A 17,737-nucleotide genomic window follows, 5' to 3' on the forward strand; every position below is an offset into this window, starting at 1 on the left:
CAATATGCATTATTTCAGTATCCACACTCAAGACGGCGAACATGCCGGATTTTTTATTATGTTGGCAGACGATGAATCGCAAAATCCGCCGCAAAGCGGACGCTTTGTAGTCAAGCTGCAAAGCGAAGATGCAGCCGAAGCGGCGGTATTGTCGCCTTTCGAGCAAACCGATATCCCACAATACTGGCGCGTGGTTAAAGACCGTATCGAATTGTTTTTTGACGATAAAAATATTGGTGCGTTGCGCAACGAATACCTGACCATCAGCGGTAAAACCTTTATCCTGACCGATTTGACCGGAGCAATGTAATGGAAAGTATGTTTATCCTTGTCCCCATCAGCATTATTTTGGCCTTTATCATCGGTTGGTTTTTCTGGTGGTCGGGTAAAAACGGACAGTTTGACGACCTTGAAGGACCTGCGCACCGCATTTTGATGGACGACGACTCCACTGAAAAACTGATCGAAAAAGACGAAGACAAAGAATCCAAACGATGAGCCTTAAAAAAGACAATCTGAATTTCCACACGACCCGCCGTTTCGCGCCGCTCTTTGGGACGCAGTTTTTGGGCGCATTGAACGATAATATGTTCAAAACCACATTATTCGTGATGATCAGTTTTTACGGTTTGGGTAAAAACGACTTTCTGCCACCCAGCCAAATGCTGAACTTGGGTGCGATGCTGTTTATCCTGCCCTACTTCCTGTTTTCCGCGCTGTCAGGACAGCTGAGCAACAAATTTGATAAAGCAGTTTTGGCGCGCTGGATCAAGCTGTTGGAAATCATCATCATGGCAGTGGCGGCGTATGGCTTCTACATCCAATCCGCGCCTTTGCTTTTAATCTGCCTGTTTTGTATGGGTACGCAATCGACCTTATTCGGCCCGCTGAAATATGCCATTTTGCCCGATTACCTCAACGACAAAGAGCTGATTATGGGCAACAGCCTGATTGAATCGGGTACGTTTATCGCCATTTTGCTCGGCCAAATTTTGGGCACCGCAGTCGCTGGCGTTCCGCCGTATATTGTTGGTGGTTTGGTGTTATTGGTCGCTATCGGCGGCACGATGACCAGCCTGTTTATGCCGTCTGTACCCGCTAAAATGCCGGACACAAAAATCGAATGGAACATCATCAAAGGCACGAATTCACTGATTCGTGAAGCGGCGGCCAATCGTCCCGTATTCACGTCCATCATCGGTATTTCATGGTTTTGGTTTATCGGCTCGGTTTATACCACCCAACTACCGACGTTCACGCAAATCCATTTGGGCGGCAACGATAATGTGTTCAACTTGATGTTGGCGCTGTTCTCCATCGGTATCGCCATCGGCTCGGTGTTATGCGCCAAACTCAGCCATGAGCGCCTGATTTTGGGCTTGGTTACCATCGGCACTCTGGGGCTGACGGTCTGTGGATTATTGCTGGTGTGGCTGACCCAAGGCCAACGCTTTACCGAATTAAACGGCATTATTTGGTTTTTATCGCAAGCAAAGGCGTATCCGATTATGCTCGTGATGTCGGCCATCGGCTTTTTCGGCGGTTTCTTCTCCGTACCGCTCTACACTTGGCTGCAAACTGCCAGCAGCGAAACCTTCCGCGCCCATGCTGTTGCTGCCAACAACATCATCAACGGCGTGTTTATGGTGTCGGCTGCCATTTTGAGCGCGGTTTTGCTGATGTTGTTCAACAGCATCACGCTGCTGTATTTGATTGTTGCCGTGGGTAATTTTCCGTTGATTGTTTACCTCATCAAACGGGAACCAAAATTTATCGGGGATTTGACCGCTTTATTGAAAATCAGCAAATAAGGCTGTCTGAAATGTATCCCCACCATGCACATTTTCACTGTTCAATCGCGTGGACAGCCTGTGCATAAATCAGATTACTGTCTGATTTAACATTAAAAAACAGGACTGCCTAAATTTTAAGCACAACTTTACCGCCAAACAAAATGCACATTTTCCCCAAACAAGCGTGTGCAAAGGCTGTGAATAAATCAGCTTAATCATTGATACTTCAAAGAAAAACGATATTTGATTAATTTTTAGGCAGTTTATTAAAGGCCGTCTGAAACCTTTTTCAGACGGCCTGAGAGTATAATAACCACCTACCTAATAGTTCCCAAACAATATGATTTATCCATGGCATGAAACCCAATGGCAACAGCTCGCCGCCCATTGGCAAAACCGACCTAACGCTTGGCTGTTTACCGGCAAAGAAAATACCGGCAAAACCGAGTTTGCCCGCTTTGTCGCGCAGGCATTGCTGTGCGAATCGCCCAAGTCCGGCCATGAACCCTGCGGCGAGTGTGCTTCGTGCCATTTGTTCAGCCAAAACACGCATCCCGACTTTTACGAACTCACGCCGGAAATTCCCGAAGGCGAGGCAACGGGACGCAAACTTCTGCAAATCAAAATCGATGCCGTGCGCGATATTGTGGAAAACATTTACCTAACCGCTGTCCGCGGCGGCCTGCGCGTGGTATTGGTGCATCCGGCGGAAAGCATGAACACACAGGCGGCAAACGGTTTGTTAAAAGCTTTGGAAGAGCCGCCGCAACACGTCGTTTTCCTGCTCGTTACCCACGCTCGCGACAAACTCCTGCCCACCATTAAAAGCCGTTGCCGCCAGATGGTACTGCCCTCGCCTACCCATGAGCAGGCTGCGGCATATCTGCGCCAACAGGGCGTGGAAAATGCCGAAGCTTTGTTGGCGTTTCACAGCGGCGCTCCTTTATTCACGCCGACTCCCGAATTGGACACACTGCGCGAAGAGTTGCTGACGCTGCTGGCTGCCCCGCGCCTGTTGGCCATACTCGACTATGCCGCCGCGTTCGACAAACAAAAACAACCGCTGGCCGTTTTCATCGACTGGCTGCAAAAGTGGCTGATGGATGTCGGCTTGGCACAACAAAGCATGGCGCCGCTTTATTATCCGCACCATGCCCAGGCCCTGCTTCAGACGGCCTCTAAAACCGATTCACGCAGGCTGTTTGCCCTATTTGGACGTCTGAACACGCTCAACCCTTACGGATACCATACCTTGAGTGTTAAAATGCAGCTTGAGTATCTGCTTATCGAATATTTGGATTTTTGGCAAAACAAACCCTAATAGGTAATAAATGATGAATAAAAAAGACATTCCGGCGAAGATGTTGGCCTTGCAACTCAAAGACCCCAATCTACTGTACAACTGCTATATGCCGTTTTTAGAACACGGCGGCCTGTTCGTACCGACCGATGACGTATTTTCCCTAGGCGAAGACATCCTCTTGGCCGTAGAAATCGCCGACTACCCCAAACGCTTCCTGCCAACCAAAGTCGTTTGGATCAATCCGGCGCGCACTTCAGCCCACCGTCCCAAAGGCGTAGGCCTTGCATTCTCCGAACACGAAAGCTGCCTGCAGGCAAAAAACCTGATCGAAGCCGAGCTTGGCCCGCGCCTGCGCAGCGACCGCACTACTTTTACCCTGTAATACCATGTATTTAATCGATTCACATTGCCATCTCAACTTTGACGGCTTAAAAGACCGCCTGCCCGAAGTCTTTGCCAATATGGAAGCGCAAAGCGTCAAGCAGGCGCTTGCCATCAGCGTCAGCAAACAAAGTTTTGCCGAAGTCTTCGACATTGCTCAGGCAAACGACCACATTTACTGCACCATCGGCATACATCCCGACAGCCAAGAAGCAGAAGAATTTACCATTGCCGAAATGGTAGAAGCGGCTAAACATCCCAAAATCGTCGGTATCGGTGAAACCGGTTTGGACTATTACTGGTGCAAAGGCGATTTGTCATGGCAACATCAACGCTTTGCCGACCATATCCAAGCAGCCAACGAAAGCGGCCTGCCCGTTATCGTCCACACGCGCGATGCGGCCGAAGACACATTGCGGATTTTGAAAGAGTGCCACACCAACTCCGGCGTGATTCACTGCTTCTCTGAAGACGTCGCCTTTGCCAAAGCCGCTTTGGATTTAGGCATGTACATCTCCTTCTCCGGCATTGTGACGTTTAAAAACGCACCGCTGATACAGGAAGCCGCCAAATACGTCCCTGCCGATAGAATCTTGGTAGAAACCGATGCCCCCTTCCTCGCGCCGGTTCCCAAACGCGGCAAACAAAACGAACCGTCCTACGTCCGCTATACAGCCGAGTTCTTAGCCAATATACGCGGCGAGAGCTTGGAAACATTGGCACAAAATACCAGCGACAATTTCTATCGCCTGTTTAAGAAAGTACCCGATGGCCGTCTGAACAATGGCTAGGTCTCAAAGTCTCTAAACATTGGCTCTGCCAATCCGTCATCAGGATTCTGCCTCAAACTCAACGGTAAACTCGAAATGGCTTGAGACAGAAACGCAATCGGCTTGCGCTATCTTCCGAACGGCAGACTTTGAAGAATGGGAATATTCCCATCAACACAATAAATAAGTTTAAATTCAAAATATTGCTTTCCTAAGCCCAGCAAAGCTCAAGGCCGTCTGAAAGTATTTTCAGACGGCCTCTTGCTTATTTTACCGATAGGATGTAAAACCTATCCTTCGAAATAAACGGTTCATCGAAACCGTACATCAATCGACACAATATGGACACAAACTCCGAAATGCACACCCACCCTAATTTTTACGCTATGCTGACTGCAGCCTGCCAAAAAAACGGTAAAGGCACGGTCATTTTCAACGATAAAGAAAAAATCAGCTATTCCTCCCTCAAACGCGAAGTAGAAACCGTCGCCGCCTATCTGCAACACCAAGGCGTACAATATGGCGACAGAGTCGCCCTTGTCGTTTCCAACTCTCCCGAATTTATTGCCGCCTATTTCGCCATTACCTCTATCGGCGCGGTAGCCGTCCCACTCAACGTCTTTTTGAAAAGCGAAGAATTTTCCTACATCCTCAATGACTGCGGCGCACGCTTTATGTTCGCCTCCGCGCCGTTGGCCAAAGAACTCAAAAACATTAAAGCCAAAACCAAAGTCAATAAAATCATCTGGATTGGCGAAACCAACGCCGCCAGTGGCGATGACAGCTATTTCGATGCCGCGCGTACATTCCCCGGCAAACCGAATCTGAGCCGTCAGCCGTCTGTCAACGATTTGGCGCACATTATCTATACCTCCGGTACAACCGGCCACCCAAAAGGCGCATTAATCAGTTACAGCAACCTGTTTTCCAACCTTTCAGGCATCGAACAAATTTTCCAAATTTCGCAAAAAGACCGCTTCGTCGTCTTCTTGCCCATGTTCCACAGCTTTACGCTGACCGCCATGGTTTTGCTGCCGATATCTCAAGCCTGCTCGATTATTTTGGTCAAGTCCGTCTTCCCGTTCTCCAACGTGTTGAAACAGGTTTTGCTCAAACGCGCTACCATTTTCCTCGGCGTACCGGCTATTTACACTGCCATGAGCAAAGCCAAAATTCCTTGGTATTTCAGATGGTTCAACCGCGTCCGTCTGTTTATCAGCGGCGGGGCGCCTTTAGCCGGACAAACCATTGACGACTTCAAAGCCAAATTCCCGCGCGCCAAATTGTTGGAAGGCTACGGCTTGAGCGAATGCTCGCCCGTTGTGGCCGTCAATACGCCTGAGCGCCAAAAAACCGCCAGCGTCGGCGTCGCCCTGCCCGGCTTGACCGTGAAAGCCGTCGATGACGAATTAATCGAAGTGCCACGCGGCGAAGTGGGCGAACTCATCATCAAAGGCGGCTCAGTAATGCAAGGCTACCTCAATATGCCTGACGCCACAGATGAAACCATCGTCAACGGTTGGCTGAAAACCGGCGACTTCGTCACCATAGACGAAGACGGCTTTATCTTCATCGTCGACCGCAAAAAAGACCTGATTATCTCCAAAGGCCAAAACGTCTATCCGCGCGAAATCGAAGAAGCCATCTACAAACTCGAAGCCGTGGAAGCCGCTGCCGTAATCGGCGTGAAAGACCAATACGCCGATGAAGAAATCATTGCCTTTATCCAACTCAAAGAAGGCATGAAACTGGAAGAAGCCGAAGTCCGCAGCCACCTGCGCGGCCTGTTGGCAAACTTTAAAATCCCCAAACAAATCATCTTCCAAGACGAGCTGCCGCGCAATGCGACCGGCAAAGTGTTAAAACGCAAACTCAAAGAACAGTTTCAAGACTAAACCGCTGTTTCAGACGGCCTCTTGATTCATGCAGGCCGTCTGAAAACCTGTCATCAACAAACTTTTCAGACGGCCACGACCATGACGACACCTATACTCGAAATCGAAAACCTAAACGGCTCCTTTCCGAGCAAGCAAGTCCTGCACGATATCAACCTGACCTTACAACCCGGCCGCAAACTGGCATTGGTCGGCGAGAGCGGCAGCGGCAAAACCGTATTGTCGCAAGGCATCATGCGCCTGAATCCGATGGTTACCTTTGAAGGCCGTCTGAAATATTGCGGAACCGATCTGCTGACCCAGCCCGAACGCGCCCTGCAAAAACTGCGCGGCCGCGAAATCGGCATGGTGTTTCAAGAACCCATGACCGCCCTCAACCCTGTCATGCGCGTCGGCGAACAAATCGCCGAAGTCCTGTCCCTGCATTTGGGTTTGGATAAAAAACAGGCATGGGCGCGCGCTATCGAACTCCTGGACGAAACCGGCATCCACCAGCCCGAGCAAAAAGCCCAGGCCTATCCTTTCCAACTTTCCGGTGGCCAACGCCAACGCGCCATGATTGCCATGGCCGTATCAGCCCAGCCTAAGCTTCTGATTGCCGACGAACCGACCACGGCTTTGGATGTTGCCGTTCAAGCCCAAATCCTCGACCTGCTCTCACGCCTGCAGGAAGAACACGGCATGACCATGCTCTACATTACGCACGACTTAAACCTTGTGCGCCGTTTTGCCGACGATGTCGCCGTTATGCGTGACGGCCGCATTCTCGAAACCGGCAAAGCAACCGAAGTCTTTACCAATCCGCAGCACGAATACACCAAAATGCTACTCAACGCCGGCACAACGCGCCGAGTGGCCCCATTGCCTAAAAATCCTGCCACCGTCCTTAAGGCCGAACACGTCGCCTTTTCCGTCAAAGAATCGGACGGTTGGTTTAAAAAACGCGACAAAACCATCCTCAACCCCATTTCTTTCGACCTCAAATCTGGCGAAACATTGGGTATCATCGGCGAAAGCGGCAGCGGCAAAACCACACTGGCCAAAGCCGTTATGCACCTTATCGACTCCGAAGGCAGCCTGATTGTCAACGGCGAGCCATGGAAACGCGAATTGAGACGCGAAATCCAAATGGTGTTCCAAGACCCGTTCGGCGCATTCAATCCGCGCATGAATGTCTTCGATACCGTTTCCGAAGCCTTGCGCGTTCACGAGCCTAGTATGCCGCGCGAAGAAATGCGCCGCCGCGTCGAAGAAGTCCTGAAACAAGTCGGCCTGCCCGAAGACGCCCTCGAACGCTATCCGCACGCATTCTCCGGCGGCCAGCGCCAACGCCTCGCCATCGCCCGCGCCATCATTGTCCGTCCAAAAATCCTCGTATTAGATGAACCAACCAGCGCGCTCGATGTCCAATGGCAACAACAAATCCTTGAATTGCTCAGCGGCCTGCAAAAAGAATACGGCCTCGCCTTCATCATCATCAGCCACGACCTCGCCGTCATCCGCGCCATTTCCCACCGTGTGATGGTGTTGAAAGACGGCAAAATCGTTGAAGAAGGCGAATGTGAAAACGTATTTGCCAATCCAAGCAGCGACTACACGCGCCATTTGATTGCCCACTCCGGCCACATGGTTCAAGAGGCCGTCTGAATCTTTAAGGATTACGATAGGCGCATTTCAAAAAAACTATTACCGAGTGGCGGCACTTGAAATTTTCCCTGTCTGCCACTATTCTGAATAACGTATTTATCGATCCCCATTCAAAAGGAAACAAACATGAGCAGCGAATTGATTATCCACGCCAGCGATGCCAGCTTCGAACAAGACGTTTTGAAATCCGACGTACCTGTATTGCTGGACTTCTGGGCACCATGGTGCGGCCCTTGCAGAATGATCGCCCCAATCTTGGACGACATTGCCTCCGAATTCCAAGGCCGTCTGAAAGTCGTTAAAATCAATATCGACGAAAATGAAGTCACTCCTGCCAAATTCGGCGTTCGCGGCATCCCTACCCTGATGGTGTTCAAAAACGGCAAAAACGTTGCAACTAAAGTCGGCGCATTGGCTAAAGGCCAACTGACTGCATTCGTTGAAGCCTCTATCGCTTAAGGCTTTAAGCATATAAAAAGGCCGTCTGAAAATTGTTTTCAGACGGCCTTTTTTGTATTCATTAAGCAGCCAATGGTTTCAAAGTCAGGCTGATATTTTCAGCTTTTACTTTAAACAGCAAATCAATATTCGGATGTTTGCCCGGATTGGCTTCGGCATCGGCAACATGCTCGGCAAACCATGCCAAGCCGCGTTCTGCCGCCGCTGCATCCAGCTTGCCGTCAAACTCTTGCGCCAAAGCATGGTAAAGTTTGAGCGAGCCTTGTTTGCCGGGCGCATTGGGAATGTGATGAACCACATTGTCCTCTTTATCGAGAATATCCAAGCCGCTCAAATGGTCGATGGCAGGCATGGTGGCCAGATTATCTTGGAAGCTCATGATTGTCCTTTCTGATGTGGGTTTTAAAGCAAACCATATAACAAGGCCGTCTGAAAGTTGATGTTTGACACTTTTCAGACGGCCTTAAACATTTCAATTAACGTGTACCGAAAATCTTATCGCCGGCATCGCCCAAGCCTGGGATGATGTAGCCGTGTTCGTTCAAGTGACTGTCGAGCGCGGCAGTGTAGATGGTTACATCAGGATGCGCGTCATTGACGGCTTTCACGCCTTCCGGAGCGGCAACCAATACCAATGCTTTGATATTGCTGCAACCTTTGGCTTTCAGCAAGTCGATGGTCGCAACCATAGAGCCGCCGGTCGCCAACATTGGGTCGATAATCAGCGCGGGACGCTCGGCCATGCTGTCAACGAATTTCTCAAAGTAAGAAACCGGTTTCAGCGTTTCTTCATCGCGCTGCAAGCCGACAACGCTGATTTTAGCGGTAGGAATCAGGTCGAGTACGCCGTCGAGCATACCCAAGCCTGCACGCAAAATAGGGACAACGGTCAAGGTTTTACCTTTGATACGGTCGCCTTCAATAGAGCCGCACCAGCCGTCAATAATGTATTTTTCAATTTCAAAGTCACGGCTGGCCTCATATGCCATCAGACGTGCCAACTCGGTGGTAAGCGTACGGAATTTGTAAGTGCTGCAATCCGCTTCACGCATCAGCGTGAGTTTGTGGCGGACTAAAGGGTGGTTGATAACGGTAACGTTCATGTTGATTTTCCGAATTGCGTTGATGGAGGGGGATTATACTTTTTTTCGCATGGCGCGCAAAGTGCATATTCATGCGAAAGGCCGTCTGAATCAGGGTTTCAGACGGCCTTTGTCAACAATTTTACATTACGGAATATTGTGGATAATTAAGCTTTCAGCAATTCTTGCAGTTCGCCGGCTTCGTACATTTCCATCAAAATGTCGGAGCCGCCGACAAATTCGCCGTTAACATACAGTTGAGGAATGGTCGGCCAATCGCTGTATTCTTTAATGCCTTGGCGTACGGCATCGTTTTCCAATACGTTGACGGTTACATAGTCGGTGCAACCTGCCGCATTCAGGATTTGTACGGCGCGGGAAGAGAAGCCGCATTGCGGGAATTGCTTCGTGCCTTTCATGAACAATACGACGCGGTGGGTAGTTACGACTTCTTTGATTTGATCGTGGATAGAGGACATGGTGTGTTCCTTTTACTAAATCGGTTGTTCGGGGAAAATCAAATTTCCCGCCATTATACGCAAATTGATGAAGTTGAGGGGCGTTTCTCAACGTCGGATCTGACCGTTGCCGTTGATGTAGAACTTGGTCGAAGTCAGCGCTTCCAAACCCATCGGGCCGCGGGCGTGCATTTTTTGGGTGGAAATACCGATTTCCGCGCCCAATCCGAAAACAAAGCCGTCGGTGAACCGAGTGGACGCATTGACATAAACCGCCGCCGCATCAATGCTTTCTTGGAAAAACTCGGCATGGGCAATGCTTTGGGTCACAATCGCTTCCGAATGATGCGTCGTATGGCCGTTAATCCAATCGACGGCTTCTTCCACTGATTTCACTGTCTTAACCGACATAATATAGTCAAGAAACTCGGTACTGTAATCTTCCTCGGTTGCCAAAACAGCATTTTTAAACATACGCAATGCTTCCTGATCGGTTCTAAATTCGACCGGATGCACTTTGGCAACGGCTTCTTCCAGTTTGGGCAAAAACACTTCCGCTATCTTTTCATGAACAACCAAAGACTCCGCGGCATTACACACGCTCGGACGCTGCGTTTTGGCGTTCACAACGATATCGACCGCCATCTCCAAATCGGCACTGTCATCCACATAAATATGGCAATTACCGACTCCTGTTTCAATGACAGGAACTTTCGATTTCTCTTTCACCGTCTGAATCAAGCGCGCGCCGCCGCGCGGAATCAGCACATCAATATAATCAACCGCCTGCATCAATTCCTCGGCAGCGGCATGACTGGTATCTTCAACCAGTTGCACCACATCGGCATCCATTCCCGCTTTTACCAAAGTCTGCCTAATGACGGCAATCAATGCAGTATTGGAATAGATGGCATCACGGCCGCCGCGCAAAATAATGGCATTGCCGGTTTTAAAGGCCAGAGAAAACGCATCGACAGAAACATTCGGGCGACTTTCAAAAATCATGGCAACCACGCCTAAAGGCACACGTTTTTGAACAATCTTCAAACCGTCCAGATTGGTATAACCGCGGACAACCTGCCCAATCGGGTCCTGTAAATCGGCAACCTGCCCAACGCCTTCCGCAATGCCTTTGATGCGTTCGTGATTCAAGCGCAGCCTGTCGAGCATAATGTCCGAAATGCCGTTTTCTTTTGCAGCGGCCAAATCGCGGGCATTTCCCGCCAAAATCATCTCAGCCTGTTCAACCAACGCCGTTGCGACCTGACGCAGCAAATTGTTTTTTTCTACGCTTCCCAAGCTGATCAACGTTTTACTGGCTTTTTGAGCATTCTTGCCCAACTGTTCGATATAGCTCATCAAAACTCCCTATTTCTCTTGTGCAAACCACGTTCCGATAGGCGCGCCATCTAAAACCTGAAGGATATCGCGCGGATTGGCGCTGTTCATCAACACCATCTGGCTGTGATGTTCAAACATCATCTGCGCGCTCTTAATCTTACTGAGCATGCCGCCCGTACCAAATTTACTGCCCGATCCGCCGGCAGAAGCAATAATTTCCTCGGTAATATCGGCAACATGGCTGCGCAGCTTGGCATCGGCGTGAACAGCCGGATTTTTATCAAACAAACCGTCAATGTCGGACAACATAATCAGCAAATCGGCTTTAACGATTTTCGCTACGACTGCCGACAGGCGATCGTTATCACCAAACTTGGTGGCATGGTCCATCTCGTCCACGCTGACCGCGTCGTTCTCATTGACAATAGGGATGACGCCGATGGAAAGCAGGGATTCAAAAGCATTGGTAACGTTTGCCAAACTTTCCGGATATTCGACCACATCACGCGTCAGCAGGATTTGCGATACCGTCATCCGATAATGGGAAAAAATCTGCGAGTAAAGGCTCATCATGGCCACTTGGCCGACGCTGGAAACAGCCTGCTGCTGCGCCATTTCTGCCGGACGTTTTTCCATATTGAGGACATTCAGCCCGAAGCCCATCGCGCCGGAAGACACCAGCACAATTTCTTTGTCCTTACTGACCAAGCTGGAAATGACAAAGGCCAGTTGGTCGATTTTTGCCAAATTGATTTTGCCGTTTGGCAACACCAAAGAACTGGTTCCAATCTTAATAACAATGCGTTTTACTGCTTCAAAATCTCGTTTCATTATTCTCCTCTGCTTTCTATTTTTATGATTGCACGCGGCATTATTTCAGCCAAACGTATCTACATCATAACTGCGAAGCAATAGAAAATACAGACAAAATTAAAAAACGCCTCCTCTAAAAGCCATATTTTCAACTTTTATCCGAATCCGTTAACAACAAAACAAAAGGCCGTCTGAAACCTTATTTCAGGTTTCAGACGGCCTTTTACCGATTATTGAGAACATGGCCTGCCACGAGAAATACAGACCGTTCCCTACAAATGCTTATTGATGATCAGCAATAATTTTCAACATTTGCGCCAATACTTTAGGATTGGCCGCAACGATGTCGCCGCTTTCCAACCAGCCCTCATTGCCGGACATATCGGTAACGATACCGCCTGCCTCTTGGACAATCAATGCACCGGCGGCAATATCCCAAGGTTTGAGGTTGAACTCAAAGAAACCGTCCAAACGGCCGGCCGCAACGGCACACAAATCCAAAGAAGCCGCGCCTTCACGACGGCCGCCGGCGGTTTTTGCCAAGAAATCTTTCAAAATCGCCAGATACTTGTCCATCATGCTTTGATCAACAACAGGGAAGCCGGTACCGATCAGGCAGCGGTTCAATTCGATGCGGTTGGAAACGCGGATGCGGCGGTCATTGAGCAACGCACCTTTGCCGCGGGAAGCCATGTATACGTCGTTGCGCTCAGGTGCGTACACCAAAGCTTCTTGCAACACGCCTTTGTGCAGGAGTGCCATAGAGATAGCGTATTGAGGATGGCCGTGGAGGAAGTTGGTTGTGCCGTCGAGCGGATCGATAATCCATTCGTACTCGGCAGTGGCTTTACCGTGGGAGCCGCCTTCTTCGCAAGTGATTTTGTGGTGAGGATAGGCTTCTTTGAGCGCTTCCACCAAAATCATCTCGGAACTGCGGTCAACATCGGAAACGAAGTCGTTGAATGCTTTGCTGTCTACTTTGACGGCATCCAGATTGCCGGCGGCGCGAATCATCATTTGCCCTGCTTTACGGGCGGCTTTGAAAGCGGTATTTAAAAACGGATTCATGGTTTTCTTCCTAATTCAGGTAAAATACGCCCTAATGCGCCGAACAAGGCACACAAGAGGCTGTTAATCGTTTCCGATGCTGTTAAAGAACATTTCAGACGGCATGGAAAAAGGCCGTCTGAAAACAAAAAGATGGCGCATTATACCTGATTCCCGTACAAACAGAAAACAAAACATGACTTCCGAAAAACCTGCCCTGCCCGCTTATCTGGACAACATCCACATCATCCTCACGCGCACCAGCCATCCCGCCAATATCGGTTCCTCCGCCCGCGCCATGAAAACGATGGGCCTGCACAAACTGACCATCGTCGCCCCCAATCTGATGGCAACGCCGATGACGGAGAATCCACCCGTGTTCGATCCAGAGCATCCGCAATCGTTTAAATTACCGGAAGAAAGTTTCATCCTCGCTTCCGGCGCGGCAGACGTTTTGGAAAATGCCACCATTGCCGCCTCTTTGGACGAAGCCCTTGCCGACACCACCATCGCCTGCGCCCTGACCAGCCGCCGCCGCGAAATTACTGCGCCGTTGCAAACGCCGCGCGATTTGGTGCCCGAATTACTGCAGGCCGCCAACCGCGGCGAGAAAGTGGCGCTGGTCTTCGGCAACGAGACTTTCGGCTTGAGCATCGAAGAAGTCCAAGCCTGCAACCGACTGATGACCATCAACGGCAATCCCGACTATTTCTCGCTCAACCTTGCCCAAGCCGTACAGGTTGTGTGCTACGAAATCTTCAGCCAAACCGATTCGCCCATGACCCATCTGCAACAGGAAGACCACGCCGCGACCCACGAGCAAATCAAAGGCATGGTCGCCCACATGGAAAGCGTGATGAACGACATCGGCTTTTTCAACCGCCGCAACGGCGAGCGCCTGATGCGCCGTATGCAGAGCCTGTTCGGACGCGCCAACACGCAAACCGAAGACATCGATATCCTGCGCGGTTTTTTCAATACCGTCAGCCACCGTATCCATAAAAAAGACTGATTAAGGCCGTCTGAAAACATTTCCAGCCTTTCAGACGGCATGACTGATATTCGGATAAGCATGAATTACGCCCTAGACGCATTATGGTGGAAACTCACCAGCCAACCCGTCCGCGACCTCGCCTCGCTGCTGACTGCGCCGCCTTTGTGGCAAAGCGGTTGCGAATTGAGCGTGCGCGAATTATTGGGGGAACACGGTTTCCGTTACCTTTTGACATTGGACGCCGATCCCGCGCCGCTGACGGATTACCTTGCCCAACGCTCCCCGTTCGGACATCGTCTCGGTATTTACGCCGAAGAGTTGTTGGCTTTTTGGTTTGCCAACGCGCCGCACATCAAACTGCACGCATACAATCTGCCCGTTTTTTCAGACGGCCAAACTTTGGGGGCTGCGGATTTTGTCGTTTCCCTCAACCAACAGCCCTACCATATCGAGCTGGCGTGTAAATACTACGGCGGAGACCAAGTGCAAAACCTGCGCGGCCTCAATCCTAAAGACACGCTGACGGACAAGACCGCCAAATTGATGCAGCAATCCCAGCTGCTACATACTCCGCAAGGCAAAGCAACCTTAACCGCACAAGGTCTGTCGGAAAATCCGCTCCCTGCTTCCATCGTGCGCGGCATCGGATTTTTTCCACACGGTTTCCATGCTTTTGCGCCGCCGCTTAATCCATACGGCTGGCGCGGCGTCTATATTCAAGATTGGGCGGAATACGGGTTTGAACGCCAAGAAGCACGCTATCACCTGCTCAACCGTATGGCCTACCTCGCGCCTGCGCGTGTTGCCGAAACCGAAACATTGAACGCAACCGAAATCCGCCGTATCGACCAAGGCTTAATTGCCGTTTTGGAATTACGGCCGGACGGCTTTTGGCACGAAATCGAACGCATCATGAAGGCCGTCTGAAACCATTTACCAACTTTAAGAGAACCCATTACATTATGACCGCCGCACAACTCGACCATACCGCCAAAGTTTTGGCTGAAATGCTGACTTTCAAACAGCCTTCCGATGCTGTCCTCTCCGCCTATTTCCGCGAACACAAAAAGCTCGGCCGCCAAGACCGCCACGAAATCGCCGAAACCGCCTTTGCCGCATTGCGCCACTATCAAAAAATCAGTACCGCCCTGCGCCGCCCTCACGCGCAGCCGCGCAAAGCCGCTCTCGCCGCACTGGTTCTCGGCAGAAGTACCAACATCAGCCAAATCAAAGACCTGCTTGATGAAGAAGAAACAGCGTTCCTCGGCAATTTGAAAGCCCGCAAAACCGAGTTTTCAGACGGCCTGAATACCGCCGCAGAATTGCCGCAATGGCTGGTGGAACAACTGCAACAGCATTGGAGCGAAGAAGAAATCCTCGCCTTCGGCCGCAGCATCAACCAACCTGCCCCGCTCGACATACGCGTCAATACTTTGAAAGGCAAACGCGACAAAGTATTGCCATTGTTGCAAGCCGAAAGTGCCGATGCAGAAGCAACGCCTTATTCGCCTTGGGGCATCCGCCTGAAAAACAAAATCGCGCTTAACAAACACGAACTGTTTTTGGACGGCACGTTGGAAGTCCAAGACGAAGGCAGCCAGCTGCTTGCCTTATTGGTGGGCGCAAAACGCGGCGAAATTATTGTCGATTTCTGTGCCGGTGCCGGCGGTAAAACCTTGGCTGTCGGCGCGCAAATGGCCAACAAAGGCAGAATCTACGCCTTCGACATCGCCGAAAAACGCCTTGCCAACCTCAAACCGCGCATGACCCGCGCCGGACTGACCAACATCCACCCCGAACGCATCAGCAGCGAACACGATACCCGTATCGCCAGACTGGCAGGCAAAGCCGACCGTGTTTTGGTGGACGCGCCCTGCTCCGGTTTGGGTACTTTACGCCGCAATCCCGACCTAAAATACCGCCAATCCGCCGAGACCGTGGCCAACCTTTTGAAACAGCAACACAGTATCCTCGATGCCGCCTCCAAACTGGTGAAACCGCAAGGCCGTTTGGTTTACGCCACCTGCAGCGTGTTACCGGAAGAAAACGAGCTGCAAGTCGAACGTTTCCTGTCCGAGCATCCCGAGTTTGAACTCGTCAACTGTGCCGAACTGCTGCAAAGCCTGAAGATCGATTTGGATACCGGAAAATACCTGCGCCTCAATTCTGGAGAACACCAAACCGACGGCTTTTTTGCCGCTGTATTGCAACGTAAGGATTAAGGTTGAAAAAGGCCGTCTGAAATCCTTTCAGACGGCCTTATCGATAGCTTTCTTACATTAAAACCATAAATTACGATAGTCGCGCTTTGCAATAATATACTTTGAGGCCTGTATCTCGACCTTTTATCAGAATATTGTGAAAAGCTGGAAAAAATGCTTTATGCTTTGTAAATGTATGTGTTCTCGTTCAAAATTCGCCCGGCCATGCCTCAAGCGATACCCGATACGGACAACGATAATATATAAATCATTTGGTTAAAATCATGTCGCATATTTATTCTTCCCCCACAAAGCCCCGTTTATTGTCATCGGCTGTTGCCGTCGCCTGCTGTCTGCTGCCGTTTCAGACGGCCTCTGCATACAGCCTGCAAGACATCCTCAGGGACGCTTTAATCAGTGACCCGATTGTGCGTGAAGCCAAAGCCACTCAAGAAGCTGCACAAAGCACGACCAAAGCCACGCGCGCACGCCATTATCCTGTCGTTACCCTAACCGGTACGAAAGTGCTGGCGCAACACAATAAATACAACAGCAACGATATGGAAGACGGCGTCGGCGTACGCGGCAGCCTGAACATCTATTCATGGGGCGCGATTGAAGCCGCCGTCCGCCGCGACCGCAGCCGCGAAGAATACTATCAACACAAATACACCGAAAGCCAAGAGCAGCTGGGAAGCGATATCGGCCGCCTCTATCTGAGCGCATTGCGTGCAAAAGAAACCCTGATTCTCAACGAGCAGACTTTGGTGCGCCACAACAACCTCTTAAAAGACTTGGACACCATCGTCAAATATGATGCCGGCCGCCGTTCCGAGTTGATTGAAGCGCGCGCGCGCCAATTACAAGTGGCCAACATCATTGCCCAACAACGCCGCACCATGGATTTGGCACTGAGCCGCCTATCCCGCTACACCTCGCGCCAGCTGACTGCCAACGACTTGGAAGATCCATTTAAAAACGACACGGCGAAATCCATCACCGAACGCTTCAACAACCCCAACCGCAACAATAATCCGTCCTATCAGGCGCAATTGGCCGAGCGCGACAGCGTCCGTGCCGATTTGGACGCCTCCAAAGCCGAACGCCTGCCTGCCCTCAATTTGGAAGGCAGTGCAACGCGCAACACCAGACAGCTTTATTTAAACGTTGCATGGAATGTGTTGGATATTGCCGCACGACACAATGTAGAGCGCAATGCCAAATCATTGATTGCCGCAGAAGCCAAGTCCGAACAAATCCTGCGCGACATGAACGAACGCGTTCAAACTTCCGCCATCGATATGCAGGAAAGCGAACAGCGTACCGCGCTGACGGCGCAACACATCGCCGCCCAAAAAGAAGTCATCAAAGTGTACGAATTGCAGTTTAAAATCGCCCGACGTACGCTGACCGACGTTTTGAGCGCATACAGCGAGTTATCCTCCATCGAACAGGATTACGTTGCCGCCCGCAACGATTTCCGCGATGCGGCGCTCGACTATTTAAATACCCAGGCCAAAATCTCCGCTTGGGTCGGTTTGGCACAAAAATAA

Annotated in this window: 19 protein-coding genes; 13 read left to right on the top strand and 6 right to left on the bottom strand. The window is 50.6% G+C overall.

All coding sequences use genetic code 11. The annotated features are described in order from the left end of the window. Nucleotides 1-4 precede the first annotated feature (4 nt). The 9 genes from DBY97_RS01680 (at nt 5) to trxA (ending at nt 8,248) form a co-directional block, all read left to right on the top strand. Nucleotides 5-310, top strand: a complete 306-nt coding sequence (locus DBY97_RS01680; protein ID WP_049335574.1) for an HLGFF motif protein — start codon at nt 5-7, stop codon at nt 308-310. Further along, the gene (gene ccoS / locus DBY97_RS01685) at nt 310-498 is read left to right on the top strand and encodes a cbb3-type cytochrome oxidase assembly protein CcoS (RefSeq protein WP_049333240.1); all 189 of its coding nucleotides are present in this window, start codon (nt 310-312) and stop codon (nt 496-498) included. Before DBY97_RS01680 ends, ccoS begins: the two co-directional genes overlap by 1 nt. Then, on the top strand, nt 495-1,811 hold the full coding sequence (locus DBY97_RS01690) for an MFS transporter (RefSeq protein ID WP_107857212.1): 1,317 nt from the start codon (nt 495-497) through the stop codon (nt 1,809-1,811). The genes ccoS and DBY97_RS01690 overlap by 4 nt, the downstream gene beginning before the upstream one ends. Before the next feature lie 322 nt (nt 1,812-2,133). After that, on the top strand, nt 2,134-3,114 hold the full coding sequence (locus tag DBY97_RS01695) for a DNA polymerase III subunit delta' (RefSeq protein ID WP_107857213.1): 981 nt from the start codon (nt 2,134-2,136) through the stop codon (nt 3,112-3,114). Between the two features lie 10 nt (nt 3,115-3,124). Beyond that, nucleotides 3,125-3,478, top strand: a complete 354-nt coding sequence (locus DBY97_RS01700; protein WP_003682949.1) for a PilZ domain-containing protein — start codon at nt 3,125-3,127, stop codon at nt 3,476-3,478. A gap of 4 nt (nt 3,479-3,482) precedes the next feature. After that, on the top strand, nt 3,483-4,268 hold the full coding sequence (locus tag DBY97_RS01705) for a TatD family hydrolase (RefSeq protein ID WP_107857214.1): 786 nt from the start codon (nt 3,483-3,485) through the stop codon (nt 4,266-4,268). A gap of 320 nt (nt 4,269-4,588) precedes the next feature. Beyond that, nucleotides 4,589-6,142 carry a fatty acid--CoA ligase gene (locus tag DBY97_RS01710; protein WP_070625821.1) on the top strand — a complete coding sequence of 518 codons (1,554 nt, stop codon included), beginning with the start codon at nt 4,589-4,591 and terminating at the stop codon, nt 6,140-6,142. Nucleotides 6,143-6,223: 81 nt separating this feature from the next. Beyond that, the gene (locus DBY97_RS01715) at nt 6,224-7,789 is read left to right on the top strand and encodes an ABC transporter ATP-binding protein (RefSeq protein ID WP_107857215.1); all 1,566 of its coding nucleotides are present in this window, start codon (nt 6,224-6,226) and stop codon (nt 7,787-7,789) included. A gap of 126 nt (nt 7,790-7,915) precedes the next feature. Beyond that, nucleotides 7,916-8,248, top strand: coding sequence for a thioredoxin TrxA (gene trxA, locus DBY97_RS01720; protein WP_004520846.1), 333 nt, complete (start codon nt 7,916-7,918; stop codon nt 8,246-8,248). 61 nt (nt 8,249-8,309) lie between these two features. On the opposite strand, the gene DBY97_RS01725 is transcribed toward trxA, so the two are convergent. From DBY97_RS01725 to DBY97_RS01745, 6 genes are all read right to left on the bottom strand, one after another. After that, nucleotides 8,310-8,627, bottom strand: coding sequence for a DUF2322 family protein (locus DBY97_RS01725; RefSeq protein WP_107857216.1), 318 nt, complete (start codon nt 8,625-8,627; stop codon nt 8,310-8,312). A 97-nt stretch (nt 8,628-8,724) separates the two neighbouring features. After that, nucleotides 8,725-9,351: a uracil phosphoribosyltransferase gene (gene upp, locus DBY97_RS01730; RefSeq protein ID WP_003683244.1), complete on the bottom strand. Its 627-nt coding sequence runs from the start codon at nt 9,349-9,351 to the stop codon at nt 8,725-8,727. Between the two features lie 146 nt (nt 9,352-9,497). Further along, a complete protein-coding gene (grxD, locus tag DBY97_RS01735) occupies nt 9,498-9,809 on the bottom strand; it encodes a Grx4 family monothiol glutaredoxin (protein ID WP_003681608.1) in 312 nt (103 codons plus the stop codon). A gap of 87 nt (nt 9,810-9,896) precedes the next feature. Beyond that, nucleotides 9,897-11,147 (bottom strand): glutamate-5-semialdehyde dehydrogenase, encoded by a 1,251-nt coding sequence (locus DBY97_RS11420; protein WP_199900721.1) that lies wholly within the window; start codon nt 11,145-11,147, stop codon nt 9,897-9,899. A 9-nt stretch (nt 11,148-11,156) separates the two neighbouring features. Further along, nucleotides 11,157-11,960, bottom strand: coding sequence for a glutamate 5-kinase (proB, locus tag DBY97_RS11425; protein WP_107697020.1), 804 nt, complete (start codon nt 11,958-11,960; stop codon nt 11,157-11,159). Between the two features lie 264 nt (nt 11,961-12,224). Next, on the bottom strand, nt 12,225-13,010 hold the full coding sequence (locus DBY97_RS01745; protein WP_107857217.1) for an inositol monophosphatase family protein: 786 nt from the start codon (nt 13,008-13,010) through the stop codon (nt 12,225-12,227). A 175-nt stretch (nt 13,011-13,185) separates the two neighbouring features. Here DBY97_RS01745 and DBY97_RS01750 point away from each other — a divergent pair, with 175 nt between their 5' ends. The 4 genes from DBY97_RS01750 (at nt 13,186) to DBY97_RS01765 (ending at nt 17,737) form a co-directional block, all read left to right on the top strand. Further along, nucleotides 13,186-14,001, top strand: coding sequence for an RNA methyltransferase (locus tag DBY97_RS01750; protein ID WP_107857218.1), 816 nt, complete (start codon nt 13,186-13,188; stop codon nt 13,999-14,001). A 39-nt stretch (nt 14,002-14,040) separates the two neighbouring features. After that, complete coding sequence (locus DBY97_RS01755) at nt 14,041-14,910, top strand: DUF1853 family protein (protein WP_107857219.1); 870 nt, start codon at nt 14,041-14,043, stop codon at nt 14,908-14,910. Between the two features lie 35 nt (nt 14,911-14,945). After that, complete coding sequence (locus tag DBY97_RS01760) at nt 14,946-16,205, top strand: RsmB/NOP family class I SAM-dependent RNA methyltransferase (protein WP_107857220.1); 1,260 nt, start codon at nt 14,946-14,948, stop codon at nt 16,203-16,205. A 263-nt stretch (nt 16,206-16,468) separates the two neighbouring features. Next, nucleotides 16,469-17,737, top strand: a complete 1,269-nt coding sequence (locus tag DBY97_RS01765) for a TolC family protein (RefSeq protein WP_432760699.1) — start codon at nt 16,469-16,471, stop codon at nt 17,735-17,737.

This window comes from Neisseria subflava (genome assembly GCF_003044645.1).
Taxonomy (GTDB): domain Bacteria; phylum Pseudomonadota; class Gammaproteobacteria; order Burkholderiales; family Neisseriaceae; genus Neisseria; species Neisseria subflava_B.